Raw genomic sequence first — 14,210 nt, forward strand, 5'->3', positions numbered from 1 at the left:
TCCACGGCCCGCGATGCTGCAACGCACCTGCTGGCTCCTGTCCGGTTACAAGACCTACCGTGGCAACCCCACGATCCAACCAACACCCTCAACCTTGCGTGAATCCTCGAAGCGCCCCTGTTGCCCGACCGGCGGACGATGCCGCGACTCCGTCTGTTTACGACGGCCTTTGCCGTCCCGCCCGCGGAACCTGTACCAACCCGAAACCTCACGCCCAGCCCGAAGATCAACGGCAAGCGTCGATCGCCTGCGCCAACCGTTCCACACCGACCACTTCCAGTTCGCCCACGCGGCCGGACTTTGGCGCGTTCGCCTTGGGCACGATGGCGCGGCGGAAACCGTGGTGCGCGGCCTCCTTCAGGCGTTCCTCGCCGTTCGGCACCGGGCGGATTTCGCCGGACAGGCCCACTTCGCCAAACGCGATGGTCTTTTCCGGCAGCGGCCGGTCACGCAGTGAAGACAACACCGCCAGCAGCGTCGGCAGGTCCGCGGCGGTCTCCTGCACCCGGATGCCACCCACCACGTTGATGAACACATCCTGGTCATAGGCAGCCACGCCTCCATGCCGGTGCAGCACGGCCAGCAGCATCGCCAGGCGGTTCTGCTCCAGACCCAGCGCCACCCGGCGCGGATTGCCCAGCGAAGATTGATCCACCAATGCCTGCACCTCGACCAGCAGCGGCCGGGTGCCTTCGCGAGTCACCATCACCGCGCTGCCCGGCGTGGGGCCGGCATGCACGGAAAGGAAGATCGCGGACGGATTGGGCACTTCGCGCAGGCCCTTGTCGCCCATCGCGAACACGCCCAGTTCGTTGACCGCGCCGAAGCGGTTCTTGAACGCGCGCAGCACGCGGAAGCGGCTGCCGGATTCGCCCTCGAAATACAGCACCGCATCCACCATGTGCTCCAGCACGCGCGGACCGGCGATGCCGCCCTCCTTGGTGACATGGCCGACGAGGAACACGCTGGTGCCGGTTTCCTTGGCGAAGCGCGTGAGCCGCGCCGCCGATTCGCGCACCTGGGACACCGAACCCGGCGCAGCGGTGAGCAGTTCGGTCCAGATCGTCTGGATCGAATCGATCACCAGCACGCGCGGCTTCGCCACCGCCGCCTGTTCCAGGATGCGTTCGATGCAGGTTTCGGCCAGCGCCTGCAGCGGTTCTAGGGGCAGGCCCAGGCGCTGCGCGCGCGACGCCACCTGCGCCAGCGACTCCTCGCCGGTGACGTAGACGCTGGGCAATTGCACACCCAGCGTGCCAAGCATCTGCAGCAACAGAGTCGACTTGCCGATGCCCGGGTCGCCGCCCACCAGCACCACCGAGCCCTCGACCAGGCCGCCGCCCAGTACGCGATCCAGTTCGCCAATGCCGGTGAGTGTGCGCGCCTCGGCAGTCACCGCCACTTCAGTCAACGGCATCACCCGGCTGGCGCCGGCTGCCTTGCCTGCATAACCGCCGCGCGCGGCGCCAGCCGACTTCACCGCAGGCTGCAGCACGATCTCGGAAAGTGTGTTCCACGCCCCGCACTCCACGCATGAGCCCTGCCACTTGGGATGCTCGGCGCCGCAATCGGTGCAGACATAGGCGGTCTTTGGCTTGGCCATGGATTCATTTCCCGGAGCGCAAAGTAGTGAGCTTAGTCGCCCATCGTCACAAATCACGAGACCCGTGTCCCCGCGATGCCACGTACGCGTCTGCTGACAACAGGCTGTCAGCAGAGGCCGCGTAAGTTTCATCCCCTACTCTGCCACCAGTGACCGACACTCGTGCGATCGCGCCGATCCATTCCCACACAGCATGCAGCAGCAACGGCAGTGCCGACGCATCGGTCGTCGCAGGGACGCGGCTGCCTCCTGTTGACCCTGTGTCTCGGCGTCCTGCTTGCGCAGATCGACACTTCGGTCGTCAACCTCGCGTTGCATCCCATAGCGACCGCCTTGAGTCTCGGGGTTGCTCCGCTGCAGTGGATCGTCGATGGCTACAACCTGACGTACGCGCTTTTTCTTCTCACCGGCGGACTGCTGGGTGACCTGTTCGGCCGGCGCCGCATCTTCACCGCCGGCGTCGCCATCTTCTGCGCAGGCTGTCTGACCTGCGGGGTGGCCAACGACGCAGCGGTACTCATTCTGGGCCGTGTTGTCGCCGGATTGGGGGCGGCATTTCTGCTGCCTGCGTCGCTGGCGATACTGCGGGTCGAATGGACCGATCCGGCAGAACGAGGTCGTGCGCTGGGCATCTGGGCCGGTTGCAACGGTCTGGCCTTCGCGATCGGTCCGACGCTTGGCGGCATGTTGATCCAGGGCTTCGGCTGGCGCAGCGTGTTTCTGATTGTCCTGCCGGTGGGTGCCCTGGCCTGCGTACTCGCGCGGCTGTCCGTGCCGGAATCGGCCGACCCGCAAGGTCGACGCTTCGATCTGGCCGGCCAGATCTTTGGTGCCGTCGCCCTGGGCGGCCTGGCATTGACTGCCATTGAAGGCCGCGAAACACCCGGCCTGCTCGCCGTTACGCTGCCGGTCACGGCGCTCGCCATCGCGTTGTTCGTGGCAGTCGAGCGCCGCCATGGCGACGCCGCCCTGGTACCGATTTCCCTGTTCCGCATAGCGGATTTCACGGGAGCCATCGGCGCGACGGCCGCGATGACCTTCGGGATGTACGGCCTGCTGTTCCTGCTGCCGCTCTGCTGGCAGACCGCTGGCGCGAATGCCAGTCCGCTCGACCCCGTGCAGGCCGGCCTGGGTCTGCTGCCGATGGCCGCAATCTTCGTCATGGTCTCCCGGTGTTCCGGCGCACTGACCGAGCGGTTCGGCACACGCGCGACCATCGCCGCCGGTACGGGAATCATCGGCCTCGGCCTGCTGGTCGTCGCGTTGACCGAAGGCGGTCGTCCGATGGGTCTGGCTCAAGCGGGACTCGTACTGACCGGCCTGGGCATGGGTGCGAATACGGGGCCACTCATGGGCGTCGCCGTGGCATCGGTGTCCGCTGCCCGCTCGGGCACCGCCTCGGCGCTCATCAATGTCGCCCGCATGGTCGGTGCCACGCTCGGGGTCGCCGGCCTGGGCACGCTCTACGCGCTCTGTGGGAGCGGTGCCCATGCGCTCAGCGTTGCACTCGTCACCGGTGGTCTGGTGCAACTGGGCGGTGCGCTTCTCGCCTGGCTGACTATCGGTCGCACAAGCCACATGGATGCGGGCGGACAAGCTCCATCTTCCTAGCGCGCGCCCTAGCCTTCGTCCTCGACGAACAGCACGCGGCGCGTCATGCCGCAGGTGAGGTCGTAGCTGATGGTGCCGGCATTGGCTGCGACGGTTTCCGCCGGCAGGCCATCGCCCCAAAGGGTGACGCGGTCGCCCACTTTCGCCTGTGGCGCCGTGCGCAGGTCGAGCGTGACAAGATCCATCGAAACGCGGCCGATCAGCGGCACGCGCGCGTCGCCCACCAACACCGGCGTGCCACTGGCAGCGCTGCGTGGGTAGCCGTCGCCATAGCCGACGGCGGCCACGCCCACCGGCATGTCCTCGGGGCAGATCCATGTGCCGTTGTAACCGATACGCTCGCCCTTGCCGATGCGGTTGATCGCGATCAGCCGCGTGGACAGCGTCATCGCGGGACGGAAGCCGAAATCCACGCCGCTCTTGTCGTCCACCACCGACAGGCCATACAGCAGACCACCGGTGCGCACCCAGTCGGCGCGCGCCTCGGGCCAACCCAGCACGGCGGCCGAGTTGGACAGCGAGCGCGGACCATCGAGGCCATGGGTCACTTCGTTGAAGCGCGCGATCTGCGCGCGCGTGACATCGCCGTCGAACACTTCCGACTCGGCGAAGTGTGTGAGCAGGCCGATCTCGGCATCGATGCCGGGCATCGCGGCAAGCCGCATATGCACCTCGGCCACGCGCTCGGGAGCAAAGCCCAGGCGATGCATGCCGCTGTCGATCTTCAACCATATGCGCAGGCGTCCGCGCGCCGTGCTGGCTTCGGACAGCCACGCCAACTGTGCCTCGTGATGGATCGCCGCCTCCAGCCCGAGCCGCTGCATCTCGGCGATGTCGCCAGGCTGGTCGGGGCCGGACAGCACCACGATGCGCTGGCGGTGACCCGCCGCACGCAAACGCAGGCCGTCGCCCAGCGCAGCCACCGCGAAGCATTCGGCCTCGGCGTCCAGCGCGCGCGCCACGCGCTCCAGCCCGTGGCCGTAGGCGTCGGCTTTGACCACCGCCATCACCTTCGCTGGCGCGGCCATGGCCTTGATGCGGGCAAGATTGTGGCGCAGAGCGCCCAGATGAATGGTGGCGACGGTTGTGCGGCTCATGCGGGGCGCGCGGTTACTCGAAGCTGCCGACGAACGAATCGGCAGCGTAGTTCTCGAACTTGGTGTAATGACCGAGGAAGGTGAGCTTCACCGTATCGGTGGGGCCATTACGCTGCTTGCCGATGATGATCTCGGCCAGACCCTTGTCCGCCGATTCCTTGTTGTAGTACTCGTCGCGGTAGATGAACATGATCACGTCGGCATCCTGCTCGATGGCGCCCGATTCGCGCAGGTCGGACATCATCGGACGCTTGTCGGCGCGCTGTTCCAGCGAGCGGTTCAACTGCGAAAGGGCGATCACGGGCACGTTGAGTTCCTTGGCGAGCCCCTTCAGTGAACGCGAGATTTCTGAAATCTCGGTGGCGCGATTCTCCTTGTTCCCGGGCACCTGCATCAGCTGCAGGTAGTCGATCACGATCAGGCCCAGGCCGCCGTGCTCGCGGTGCAGGCGACGGGCGCGCGAGCGCATTTCCACCGGCGACAGGCCCGGCGTGTCGTCGATGAAGATCTTCGCTTCCGAGAGAATGGCGATGGCGTTGGAGACGCGCGGCCAATCCTCCTCGTTGAGGTCGCCGTTGCGCAGCGCTTGCTGATGGATGCGGCCCACTGAGGAAATCAGGCGGAACGCCAGCTGCGAGGCGGACATTTCCATCGAGAACACCACCACCGCCTTCTTCGCGCGCAACGCGGCGCTCTCTGCGATGTTCAGCGCGAAGGCCGTCTTGCCCATCGAGGGGCGCGCGGCCACGATGATCAGATCGGAGGGCTGCAGGCCCGAGGTGAGATTGTCGAGGTCGGTGAAGCCGCTGGTGATGCCGGTGAGCTGGCCGCGATTCTCGTAGCGCTCGGTGAGCAGGCGGAACGCATCCTTCACCGCCTCGCGCATGGAGACGGAATCCTTCTTGCCGCGCGCACCCGATTCGGCGATGTGGAACACACGCTGCTCGGCGCTTTCCAGCACCTCCTGCACGCTCTTGCCTTCGGGGCGGTAGCCGTCCTCGGTGATCGAGGTGCCGGCGTCGATCAGCTGACGCAGTACGGATTTCTCGCGCACGATTTCCGCGTAGGCGGCGATGTTCGCCGCGCTGGGCGTGCTGTTGGCCAGCTCGATCAAGTAGCTCGCGCCGCCGACCATCTCGGCCAGTCCGTTGGCCTCGAACCAGTCGCCCAGGGTCACCGCGTCGCAGGGCATGCCCTTGTTCGCCAGCTCGGTGATCGCGCGCCAGATCAGGCGGTGGTCGCGGCGGTAGAAATCCTCTTCGCCGAGGCGGTCGGCCACCTTGTCCAGCGCGTCGGGCGCCAGCATCAGGCCGCCCAGCACCGCCTGCTCGGCATCGATGGAATGCGGCGGCACGCGCAGCGCCTCGATGGCCGGCGACGAAGGCTTGCGTTCGGGCACGTAGGACATCGGGCTACCTCGGGAAAGACGAACCGGCCGCGTTCGCCGCGGCACACGCCGACGCTCGACAGCGGGCAAGACCCACATGATGCGCGGCGGCGTCTCATGGGTCGAGATGGAAAGCTGTGGAAAAGCTGGGGAAAGTTGGGGATAAGCAGCACACCTCCTCAACCGCCTTCCAGCTCCAAAACGAACGGGCGCCCGAAGGCGCCCGTTCGCGAAAAATCGCCTGGAGCGATTTTTGACATCGTGCAGCGATGGCCTGTAAGGCGACCACCAAGGATGGTGGTCGCAAACGTGTGGCGACGGCCTTACTTCTTCTCGCCGACCACGATCACCTTGACGCTGGTCTGCACATCGGCATGCAGGTGGATGGCCACCTCGAACTCGCCGACGTTGCGCAGCGGGCCTTCGCCCAGGATCACTTCACCCTTGTGGATGTCGTGGCCGACGGCCTGCAGCGCCTCGGCGATGTCGCGCGGGCCCACCGAGCCGTACAGCTTGCCTTCGGGGCTGGCGTGCGCTTCGATCGTCACCGACACGTCGGCCAGCTTGGCCTTGCGGCCTTCGGCCTCGCTCAGCATGTTCTTGGCGCGCGCCTCGTACTCGGCACGGCGCTGCTCGAACGCAGCCAGGTTGGCGGCGTTCACGCGTACGGCCTTGCCCTGCGGGATCAGGAAGTTGCGGCCGTAGCCCGGCTTCACGCTGACCTTGTCACCGAGGTCGCCGAGGTTGCGCACTTTCTGCAGAAGAATGAGTTCCATGGGTATTCCTTTTCGTTAGCGCCGGGATGGCCGACGCAGCCGTGGACGGCTGTCCGAAGGTCCTGCTTTCGGCGCTCTCCTCCGGAGGAGAAGAGCGCCGGAGCATCAGACGTCGTGGTTGTCGGTGTACGGCAGCAGCGAGAGGAAGCGCGCGCGCTTGATCGCGGTCGCCAGCTGGCGCTGGTAGCGCGCCTTGGTGCCGGTGATGCGGCTCGGCACGATCTTGCCGTTCTCGGTGATGTACTGGCGCAGGGTGTTGAGATCCTTGTAGTCGATCTCCTTCACCTTCTCCGCGGTGAAGCGGCAGAACTTGCGGCGGCGGAAAAACTTGGACATGGTCGTGGTTCCTCTCAGTCTTCGCTGTCGCTGTCGTTGTCGCGGCTGTCGACGTCATCATCACGGCGACGCGACGAGCGGGCGTCGTCCTTTTCCTTGCTCTTCAGGATGAAGGACTGCTCGGTATCGGCGCTGTCACGCTTGACGACGAGGTGACGCAGCACGGCGTCGTTGAAGCGGAAGCCCGACTCCAGCTCGTTCAGCGCGTTCTGGCCGACTTCGATGTTCAGCAGCACGTAGTGCGCCTTGGCCAGGTTGACGATCGGGTAGGCCAGCTGGCGGCGGCCCCAGTCTTCCAGGCGGTGGATCTTGCCGCCGTCGGCCTCGATCAGCGACTTGTAGCGCTCGATCATGGCAGGGACCTGCTCGCTCTGGTCAGGGTGGACCAGAAACACGACTTCGTAATGTCGCAGGGACATCGTGGTTCGACTCCTTGTGGATGCGGCCGGAATGGCCTCGCAGCCTCCCGCCGGATGCGGTGAGGCAAGTGCCCATCACGTCCCTTGCGGGGCGGACAGAAGCGGAATTGTACGGGGAACGCAAGGGGAGACGCAAGTAACTGAATTTGAAGAGCGCAGCCATGGATGGCTGCCCGCCTGACCTTGGCGATCAAGGATGAGCGCACAAATACCGCATGGCCGCCCGTTTGACTTTTGCGCTCAGGGAAGAGCGCAATAGGTACCGCCCCCCCGTTCACCCCACCGTGAAGCTTTCGCCGCAACCGCACTCGCCGGTAGCGTTGGGATTGTGGAACACGAAGCTGGCGTTGAGGCCCTGCTTCTGGAAGTCGATCACGGTACCGTCCACCAGCGGCAGGCTCTTGTCGTCCACCACCAGCGGCACGCCGTCGATGCTGACCAGCCGGTCGCCTTCGCCCAGCGACTGGGCCAGGTCCACCACGTAGCCGAAACCGGAGCAGCCGGTGCGCTTCACGCCGAAACGCACGCCGGCGGCGTCCGGCGACTGCGCGAGGAAGCGGCGCATGCGTTCGCTGGCGGCGGGGGTGATCGTGATGGTCATGGCTGTCGGCAATCGTGCGAAACGTGGAAAGACACATGCCATTTCGGTCGCGGCACGTGCGGGGCCTAGATTATCATGCGGGTTTGTCCACGCGCCCCACAGGACGCGCGTTCCCCTACTAAATGCGCCCGCTGCGGCACATTTCAACAGGAGTTCCCATTCATGACGGTGGTCAGCGTCAAACAGGCTCTTTCCGGTGCCATCGAGGCCGGCAACGTGGTCACGGTACGCGGCTGGGTGCGCACGATCCGCGATGCCAAGGGCGGCCTGTCCTTCGTCAACGTGACCGACGGCTCCTGTTTCGACCCGATCCAGGCCGTGGCCACCGACAAGCTGGCCAACTACGAGAGCGAGGTGAAGCACCTCACCACCGGCGCGGGCGTGATCGTCACCGGTACGCTGGCGCCGTCGCAGGGCAAGGGCCAGCGTTTCGAGATCCAGGCCGACACGGTGGAAGTCACCGGCTTCGTGGACGATCCGCTGACCTATCCGATCCAGCCCAAGCCGCACACCATGGAATTCCTGCGCGAAGTGGCGCACCTGCGCCCGCGCACCAACCTGTTCGGCGCGGTGACGCGCGTGCGCCACACCATGATGACGGCGATCCACCGCTGGCTCACCGAACAGGGCTTCTTCTGGATCAACACGCCGATCATCACCACCTCGGACGCGGAAGGCGCCGGCGACATGTTCCGCCTGTCCACCCTGGACCTGGCAAACCTGCCGCGCACGCCGGACGGCAAGATCGATTTCCGCAAGGACTTCTTCGGCCGTGAAGCCTTCCTCACCGTGTCCGGCCAGCTCAACGTGGAGGCCTACTGCCTCGCGATGAGCAAGGTCTACACCTTCGGCCCCACCTTCCGCGCAGAAAACTCCAACACCCCGCGCCACCTCGCCGAGTTCTGGATGGTGGAACCGGAGATCGCCTTCGCCGATCTCAACGACAATGCCGACTGCGCGGAGGGCTTCCTCAAGGCCATCTTCAAGGCCGTGCTGGAGGAGCGCGCGGACGACATGGCGTTCTTCGCCGAGCGCGTGCAACCGGATGCGATCAGCCGCCTGGAAGCCTTCATCGCCCAGCCGTTCGAGCGCATCGATTACACCGAGGCCGTAGAGATCCTCAAGAAGTCCGGGCAGAAATTCGAATACCCGGTAGCCTGGGGCATCGACCTGCAGACCGAGCACGAGCGCTATCTCGCCGAGAAACATATCGGCCGTCCCGTGGTCGTAATGAACTATCCAGAGGCAATCAAGGCCTTCTACATGCGTTTGAACGATGACGAAAAGACCGTGGCGGCGATGGATGTACTGGCGCCCGGCATCGGCGAGATCATCGGCGGTGCACAACGCGAGGAGCGCCTCGATCATTTGGACGCCCGGATGGCCAAATTCGGACTCGATCCTGCCACTTATGGCTGGTACCGTGACCTCCGCCGTTACGGTACCGTGCCGCACGCTGGCTTCGGCCTCGGCTTCGAGCGCCTGCTGGTCTATGTGTGCGGTCTCTCCAACATCCGCGATGCCATCCCCTATCCGCGTGCGGCAGGGACGGCCGAATTCTGAGTTAACTGATGCGAATGAAGCGCCGGCCCCCCACCCTGCCCCTCATCCTCGCCGCCGGCACGCTGCTGGCTGGTTGTCACACCGTGAAGACGCTGGTGCCGCCCAACCTGCGCCCGCCAGACACCAGCAATGCACCGCTCAAGCTGGCGCAGAAGCAACTGCTCGACGCCTCGCCCTGCTGTACCAGCTTTGCGGACTTCTCCTACCAGGACATGCTGCCGTGGCAGCCGCAGGCGTACACGCTGGGCAGCGGCAGCAGCGTGGCGGACATCAACGGCACGCACAGCTATTTCCTCGCCTTTCGCCTGCCGGAAGGCGCCAAGCTGCCCTACCGACTGGCGTTCAAGTCCGAATTGAACGGCCGCTGGCTGAAGTCCAGCTACCTGTTTGCGCCTACCGTGGTGTTGCTTGACAGCGGCTTCCAGCCGATCGCCTCCGACGATGTCTCCCTGTGCGAGCACATGGGCTGGAGCGATGCGAGTTCCGGTGCGTTCGGTGTCTACACCGTCAACAGCAAGCAGGCGCGCTACCTGCTGATCTACAGCTCGGCCGATCAGCAGAAGGGCAAGACCTACTGGGAGCAGTCGCCCACCGCGTTTTCCACCCAGAACACCCAGGCCACACTGGGCATGGATGCCAGCGGCACCTTCAGCGTGCCGCACGGCCCTGATGGCACGATCTGGGTAGGTATGATGGATGCCACCTATGCCAAGGCCGTGGACAATGCGATCTGCAAAAAGCCCCCGCAGGGCGATGGCCTCTTGAACACCTTGCGCACCGCCCTGCCCTGGGGCGGCAGCGGTGGCGGCTCGAATGGCAGCAACAGCACCAGTCCTGGTGCGACTCCCGGCACCAATACCGCTGCCCCCAAGGCCACGGAGGGCTGAGCGTGCTGGCCATCTACCTCGGCCTGCTGGCCATCGGCGTCGTGCTGTTCGTGCTCTCCTACGTGGCACCGTTCCGGGTGGCTTCGCTGATGCGCCAACGCCAACCCCAGCACTGGGAGGTAGTAATCGAGTCGGCCAAAGGCAGGATCGGTCCGCTGCGGATCTGGATGCGCATGCAATACGTGCTGCGCTCGCCCGCGCTGACCCTGCTGGGTGACCGCGACATCAACCGCTGGCGCGGCATCTGGCGCTACAGCCAGTGGCTGGGCTGGTCGTGCTGGCTGGCCGCGCTGGGCATGCGCCTGCGCTGGGGCTGAGACCACCGGAGCCTCCATGCAATTGAATCTCGAAGGCCGTCACGCCCTGGTCTGCGGCGCCTCGCAAGGCATCGGCCACGCCAGCGCGATCGAATTGGCGCAGCTTGGCGCCGATGTCACCCTGCTGGCGCGCCGCGCCGAGGTGCTGGAGACCCTCGCCGCCGCATTGCCTCGCATCCATCCGGAGCAGCACCACGGATTCATCGCCGTCGATGTCGGCGACGCTCTCGCCCTGCGCGCACATACCGAAGCACTGGTCGCCCGTGCGCCCGTGCATATCCTCGTCAACAACAGTGGCGGGCCGCCGCCCGGCAGCGTACTGGACGCCACGACGCAGGATTTCCTCGCCGCGTGGCAGCAGCATCTGCTGGCCTGCCATACGCTGGCGCAGGCCGTCGTGCCCGGCATGCGCGCGGCCGGCTGGGGTCGCATCGTCAACGTGATCTCGACCTCGGTGCGCGAACCGATCCCGGGCATCGGCGTATCCAATACCACGCGCGGCGCGGTGGCCAGCTGGGCCAAGACCCTGGCCGGGGAACTGGCGCCGTTCGGCATCACCGTCAACAACGTGTTGCCCGGCTCCACCCGTACGCCGCGCATCGAGCAGATCGTCGCCGCGCGGGCGCAGAAGAGCGGCAAACCGCTGATCGAAGTGCAGCAGGCAATGGAAGCCGAGGTGCCCATGCACCGTTTCGCCGACGCCTCGGAGATCGCCGCCGCAGTGGCTTTTCTCGCCTCACCCGCCGCGAGTTACATCACCGGCGTCAGCCTGCCGGTGGACGGTGGACGCATGCGTTCGCTGTAAGCGCCTATTCCCGATTCTCCATGACCCAAGTTGCCATCGGACCGGGCTGTTCGCCCGAGCACCGACGTCATCACCCGATCATGGCCGGACATCCGATCCTTCGCTCTTCATCTGGCGTCCGCGCAAAATCAGGCATTGGGAGCAAGCGCATGTTCCAGGAAAATACGCCCGCGTCCGGTGCAATCGCCGGAGGCGCGGCGTAAGCTTGCAGGGATGCCCATCACGCGCCTCGCCAACCTGATCGACGGTCGCCTAGCACCGCCGCGCAACGACCGCTGGCTCGATGTATTCGAGCCCGCCACCGGCGAAGTCTTCGCCCATTGCCCCGACGGTGATGCCACCGACGTCGAGGCCGCCGTCGAAGCCGCGCAACGCGCCGCACCGGTTTGGGCCAACACGCCCGCCGAACAACGCGCACGCCTGCTGCAGCGCCTCGCCGACTTGGTCGAGGCGCGATTGGACGAATTCGCTGCGCTGGAGTCGCGCGACAGCGGCAAGCCGGTAAAGCTTGCGCGCAGCGTGGACATTCCGCGCGCGGTGAGCAACCTGCGCTTTTTCGCCGCCGCCATCGAAACGTGGAACGGCGAATCGCACGCCATGGCGCTGGGTCAGCCGGACCAGGGCGCGATCAACTACACGCTGCGCCAGTCGCTGGGCGTGGTGGGTTGCATCAGTCCGTGGAACCTGCCGCTCTACCTGTTCACGTGGAAGATCGCGCCCGCATTGGCCGCGGGCAACGCTGTGGTGGCCAAGCCCTCGGAAGTAACCCCCTGCACGGCCGCCCTGCTGGGCGCATTGAGCATCGAGGCTGGCTTGCCACCCGGCGTGCTGAACATCGTGCAGGGCCGTGGCCCCACGGTGGGCCAAGCCATCGCCGAGCACCCGCGTATCAAGGCGGTTTCCTTCACCGGCAGCACCGCCACCGGTGCGCACATCGCCGCGGCGGCGGCCGCACAGTTCAAGAAGGTGTCGCTGGAGATGGGCGGGAAGAATCCGGCCATCGTGTTCGCCGACGCAGAGCTTTCCGACGCCAACCTCGACAGCATCGTGCGATCGGGTTTCGCCAACCAGGGCGAGATCTGCCTGTGCGGTTCGCGCCTGCTGGTGCAGCGCTCGATCTACCGGGACTTCCGCGAGCGCTATGTCGCGCGCGTGCGCACACTGCGCGTGGGCGATCCCGGCGACGACGCCAGCGACCTGGGTGCGCTGGTGTCCAAGCCGCATTTCGACAAGGTGATGGCCTGTATCAGCCAGGCCCGCGCCGAAGGTGGGCACGTGGCTTGCGGCGGCGAAGCGGTTGCCGTACCGGGCCGCTGCGAGCGCGGCTGGTTCGTGGCACCCACGGTGATCGAAGGACTGGCGGCCGACGCCGCCACCAACCAACAGGAAATCTTCGGCCCGGTGGTGACGCTGATTCCGTTCGAGGACGAGACGGAAGCCCTGGCCATCGCCAACGGCACCGGCTACGGCCTCGCCGCCTCGCTATGGACGCGCGATCTCAATCGCGCGCACCGCCTCGCCAGCCAGCTCGAGTTCGGCATCGTGTGGATCAACTGCTGGATGCTGCGCGACCTGCGCACGCCATTCGGCGGCATGAAGCACTCGGGCCTCGGCCGGGAGGGCGGCGGCGAAGCGCTGCGCTTCTTCACCGAGGCGAAGAACGTCTGCATCCGCTATTGAAAACCCCGAGGAGTCTTTCTTGAAAAGCCCACTGCAATCCCTGCTCGACAGCAACCGCCGCTGGTCCGCCGACGTTACCGCGCAGGATCCGCGCTTCTTCGAACAGCTGGCGCAGCAGCAGTCGCCGAAATACCTGTGGATCGGCTGCTCGGACTCGCGCGTGCCGGCCACCCAGATCGTCGACCTGCCTCCCGGCGAGATCTTCGTGCAACGCAACGTCGCCAATGTGGTGTCGCACACCGACCTCAACTGCCTGAGCACGATCCAGTTCGCGGTCGACGCGCTCAAGGTGGAGCACATCATCATCGTCGGCCACTACGGCTGCGGCGGCGTGCAGGCCGTGCTGGACGATCGCCGCCTCGGCCTGGTGGACAACTGGCTGCGCCATGTGGGCGATGTGGCGCGGAAGCACGACAGCCTGCTCGGTTCGCTCGAGCTGATGGATCTGCGCAACGCGCGCCTGTGCGAGCTCAACGCCATCGAGGGCGTAGTCAACGTGTGCAACACCACGATGGTGATGGATGCCTGGGAGCGCGGCCAGAAACTCTCCGTGCACGCATGGTGTTACAGCCTCGCCAACGGCCACATCAACGACCTCGGCATGCATGTCGACGCGCGCGACGCGCTTTGGCCCGCTTACGAGGCGGCTCTGCAGCGGCTCAGCGGCGTCCCGGCTCCGCGCCATGGCTGAAACCATCCGCACCGAGGCGGCTCCGGCGCCGGTGGGTGCCTACCCGCATGCGCGGCGCCTGGGCAATCTCCTGTTCCTGTCCGGCGTGGGGCCGCGCCAACCGGGTACGAATGCGATCCCCGGCAACGTCTACGACATCGAGGGCAAGCTGGTTGGCTATGACATCGAGGCGCAGTGCCGGCAGGTGTTCGCCAATGTGCGCGCAGTGCTGGAAGCCGGCGGCGCACGCTGGGAGGATCTGGTCGACGTCACCGTGTTCTTGACCGACATGGCGCGCGATTTCGCCACCTACAACCGCCTCTACAGCGAGCATTTCGCCGGCGTGGACGCGTGCCGCACCACGTTGGGCATCACCGCGCTGCCCACGCCCATCGCCATCGAGCTGAAATGCGTGGCGGCGATCGATCCGCACGCTACTCCCTGATCGCGCGGGGCAC

Annotated in this window: 15 protein-coding genes; 8 read left to right on the forward strand and 7 right to left on the reverse strand. The window is 66.0% G+C overall.

The annotated features are described in order from the left end of the window. Nucleotides 1–226 precede the first annotated feature (226 nt). Entirely contained in the window at nt 227–1,603 is a 1,377-nt protein-coding gene (gene radA / locus IHE49_RS07360; RefSeq protein WP_192156385.1) for a DNA repair protein RadA, read from the reverse strand. A 252-nt stretch (nt 1,604–1,855) separates the two neighbouring features. On the opposite strand from radA, the gene IHE49_RS07365 reads away from it, so the two are divergent. Next, the gene (locus tag IHE49_RS07365) at nt 1,856–3,214 is read left to right on the forward strand and encodes an MFS transporter (protein WP_225578269.1); all 1,359 of its coding nucleotides are present in this window, start codon (nt 1,856–1,858) and stop codon (nt 3,212–3,214) included. An 8-nt stretch (nt 3,215–3,222) separates the two neighbouring features. On the opposite strand, the gene alr is transcribed toward IHE49_RS07365, so the two are convergent. The 6 genes from alr to IHE49_RS07395 all read right to left on the reverse strand — a co-directional run bounded on the left by alr (nt 3,223) and on the right by IHE49_RS07395 (nt 7,830). Then, nucleotides 3,223–4,311 (reverse strand): alanine racemase, encoded by a 1,089-nt coding sequence (gene alr / locus IHE49_RS07370; RefSeq protein ID WP_192156388.1) that lies wholly within the window; start codon nt 4,309–4,311, stop codon nt 3,223–3,225. A 13-nt stretch (nt 4,312–4,324) separates the two neighbouring features. Then, entirely contained in the window at nt 4,325–5,719 is a 1,395-nt protein-coding gene (locus tag IHE49_RS07375; protein WP_192156390.1) for a replicative DNA helicase, read from the reverse strand. 302 nt (nt 5,720–6,021) lie between these two features. Beyond that, nucleotides 6,022–6,474: a 50S ribosomal protein L9 gene (gene rplI / locus IHE49_RS07380; RefSeq protein ID WP_192156392.1), complete on the reverse strand. Its 453-nt coding sequence runs from the start codon at nt 6,472–6,474 to the stop codon at nt 6,022–6,024. Nucleotides 6,475–6,579: 105 nt separating this feature from the next. Next, nucleotides 6,580–6,810, reverse strand: coding sequence for a 30S ribosomal protein S18 (gene rpsR, locus IHE49_RS07385; protein ID WP_008213232.1), 231 nt, complete (start codon nt 6,808–6,810; stop codon nt 6,580–6,582). A gap of 14 nt (nt 6,811–6,824) precedes the next feature. Further along, the gene (gene rpsF / locus IHE49_RS07390) at nt 6,825–7,229 is read right to left on the reverse strand and encodes a 30S ribosomal protein S6 (RefSeq protein WP_192156394.1); all 405 of its coding nucleotides are present in this window, start codon (nt 7,227–7,229) and stop codon (nt 6,825–6,827) included. Nucleotides 7,230–7,503: 274 nt separating this feature from the next. After that, a complete protein-coding gene (locus IHE49_RS07395; protein WP_192156396.1) occupies nt 7,504–7,830 on the reverse strand; it encodes an iron-sulfur cluster assembly accessory protein in 327 nt (108 codons plus the stop codon). A 162-nt stretch (nt 7,831–7,992) separates the two neighbouring features. Between IHE49_RS07395 and asnS the strand changes: the two genes are divergently transcribed. The 7 genes from asnS (at nt 7,993) to IHE49_RS07430 (ending at nt 14,197) form a co-directional block, all read left to right on the forward strand. Then, nucleotides 7,993–9,393 (forward strand): asparagine--tRNA ligase, encoded by a 1,401-nt coding sequence (asnS, locus tag IHE49_RS07400; RefSeq protein WP_192156398.1) that lies wholly within the window; start codon nt 7,993–7,995, stop codon nt 9,391–9,393. 14 nt (nt 9,394–9,407) lie between these two features. Next, nucleotides 9,408–10,280, forward strand: a complete 873-nt coding sequence (locus tag IHE49_RS07405) for a MalM family protein (RefSeq protein WP_192156400.1) — start codon at nt 9,408–9,410, stop codon at nt 10,278–10,280. Nucleotides 10,281–10,282: 2 nt separating this feature from the next. Continuing rightward, nucleotides 10,283–10,597 carry a hypothetical protein gene (locus IHE49_RS07410; RefSeq protein ID WP_192156402.1) on the forward strand — a complete coding sequence of 105 codons (315 nt, stop codon included), beginning with the start codon at nt 10,283–10,285 and terminating at the stop codon, nt 10,595–10,597. Nucleotides 10,598–10,613: 16 nt separating this feature from the next. Then, on the forward strand, nt 10,614–11,402 hold the full coding sequence (locus IHE49_RS07415; protein ID WP_192156404.1) for an SDR family oxidoreductase: 789 nt from the start codon (nt 10,614–10,616) through the stop codon (nt 11,400–11,402). 213 nt (nt 11,403–11,615) lie between these two features. Next, complete coding sequence (locus IHE49_RS07420) at nt 11,616–13,082, forward strand: aldehyde dehydrogenase (RefSeq protein ID WP_192156406.1); 1,467 nt, start codon at nt 11,616–11,618, stop codon at nt 13,080–13,082. 19 nt (nt 13,083–13,101) lie between these two features. After that, entirely contained in the window at nt 13,102–13,773 is a 672-nt protein-coding gene (can, locus tag IHE49_RS07425) for a carbonate dehydratase (protein ID WP_192156408.1), read from the forward strand. After that, nucleotides 13,766–14,197 carry a Rid family hydrolase gene (locus IHE49_RS07430; protein ID WP_192156410.1) on the forward strand — a complete coding sequence of 144 codons (432 nt, stop codon included), beginning with the start codon at nt 13,766–13,768 and terminating at the stop codon, nt 14,195–14,197. The genes can and IHE49_RS07430 overlap by 8 nt, the downstream gene beginning before the upstream one ends. Nucleotides 14,198–14,210: the final 13 nt, after the last annotated feature.

Origin of the sequence: Rhodanobacter sp. 7MK24, from assembly GCF_014842995.1 — a bacterium.
GTDB lineage: Bacteria > Pseudomonadota > Gammaproteobacteria > Xanthomonadales > Rhodanobacteraceae > Rhodanobacter_A.

Coding starts and splice junctions, on each gene's coding strand:
- radA (WP_192156385.1), bottom strand. CDS start 1,603: ATGGCCAAGCCAAAGACCGCCTATGTCTGCACCGATTGCGGCGCCGAG.
- alr (WP_192156388.1), bottom strand. CDS start 4,311: ATGAGCCGCACAACCGTCGCCACCATTCATCTGGGCGCTCTGCGCCAC.
- IHE49_RS07375 (WP_192156390.1), bottom strand. CDS start 5,719: ATGTCCTACGTGCCCGAACGCAAGCCTTCGTCGCCGGCCATCGAGGCG.
- rplI (WP_192156392.1), bottom strand. CDS start 6,474: ATGGAACTCATTCTTCTGCAGAAAGTGCGCAACCTCGGCGACCTCGGT.
- rpsR (WP_008213232.1), bottom strand. CDS start 6,810: ATGTCCAAGTTTTTCCGCCGCCGCAAGTTCTGCCGCTTCACCGCGGAG.
- rpsF (WP_192156394.1), bottom strand. CDS start 7,229: ATGTCCCTGCGACATTACGAAGTCGTGTTTCTGGTCCACCCTGACCAG.
- IHE49_RS07395 (WP_192156396.1), bottom strand. CDS start 7,830: ATGACCATCACGATCACCCCCGCCGCCAGCGAACGCATGCGCCGCTTC.
- asnS (WP_192156398.1), top strand. CDS start 7,993: ATGACGGTGGTCAGCGTCAAACAGGCTCTTTCCGGTGCCATCGAGGCC.
- IHE49_RS07405 (WP_192156400.1), top strand. CDS start 9,408: ATGAAGCGCCGGCCCCCCACCCTGCCCCTCATCCTCGCCGCCGGCACG.
- IHE49_RS07415 (WP_192156404.1), top strand. CDS start 10,614: ATGCAATTGAATCTCGAAGGCCGTCACGCCCTGGTCTGCGGCGCCTCG.
- IHE49_RS07420 (WP_192156406.1), top strand. CDS start 11,616: ATGCCCATCACGCGCCTCGCCAACCTGATCGACGGTCGCCTAGCACCG.
- IHE49_RS07430 (WP_192156410.1), top strand. CDS start 13,766: ATGGCTGAAACCATCCGCACCGAGGCGGCTCCGGCGCCGGTGGGTGCC.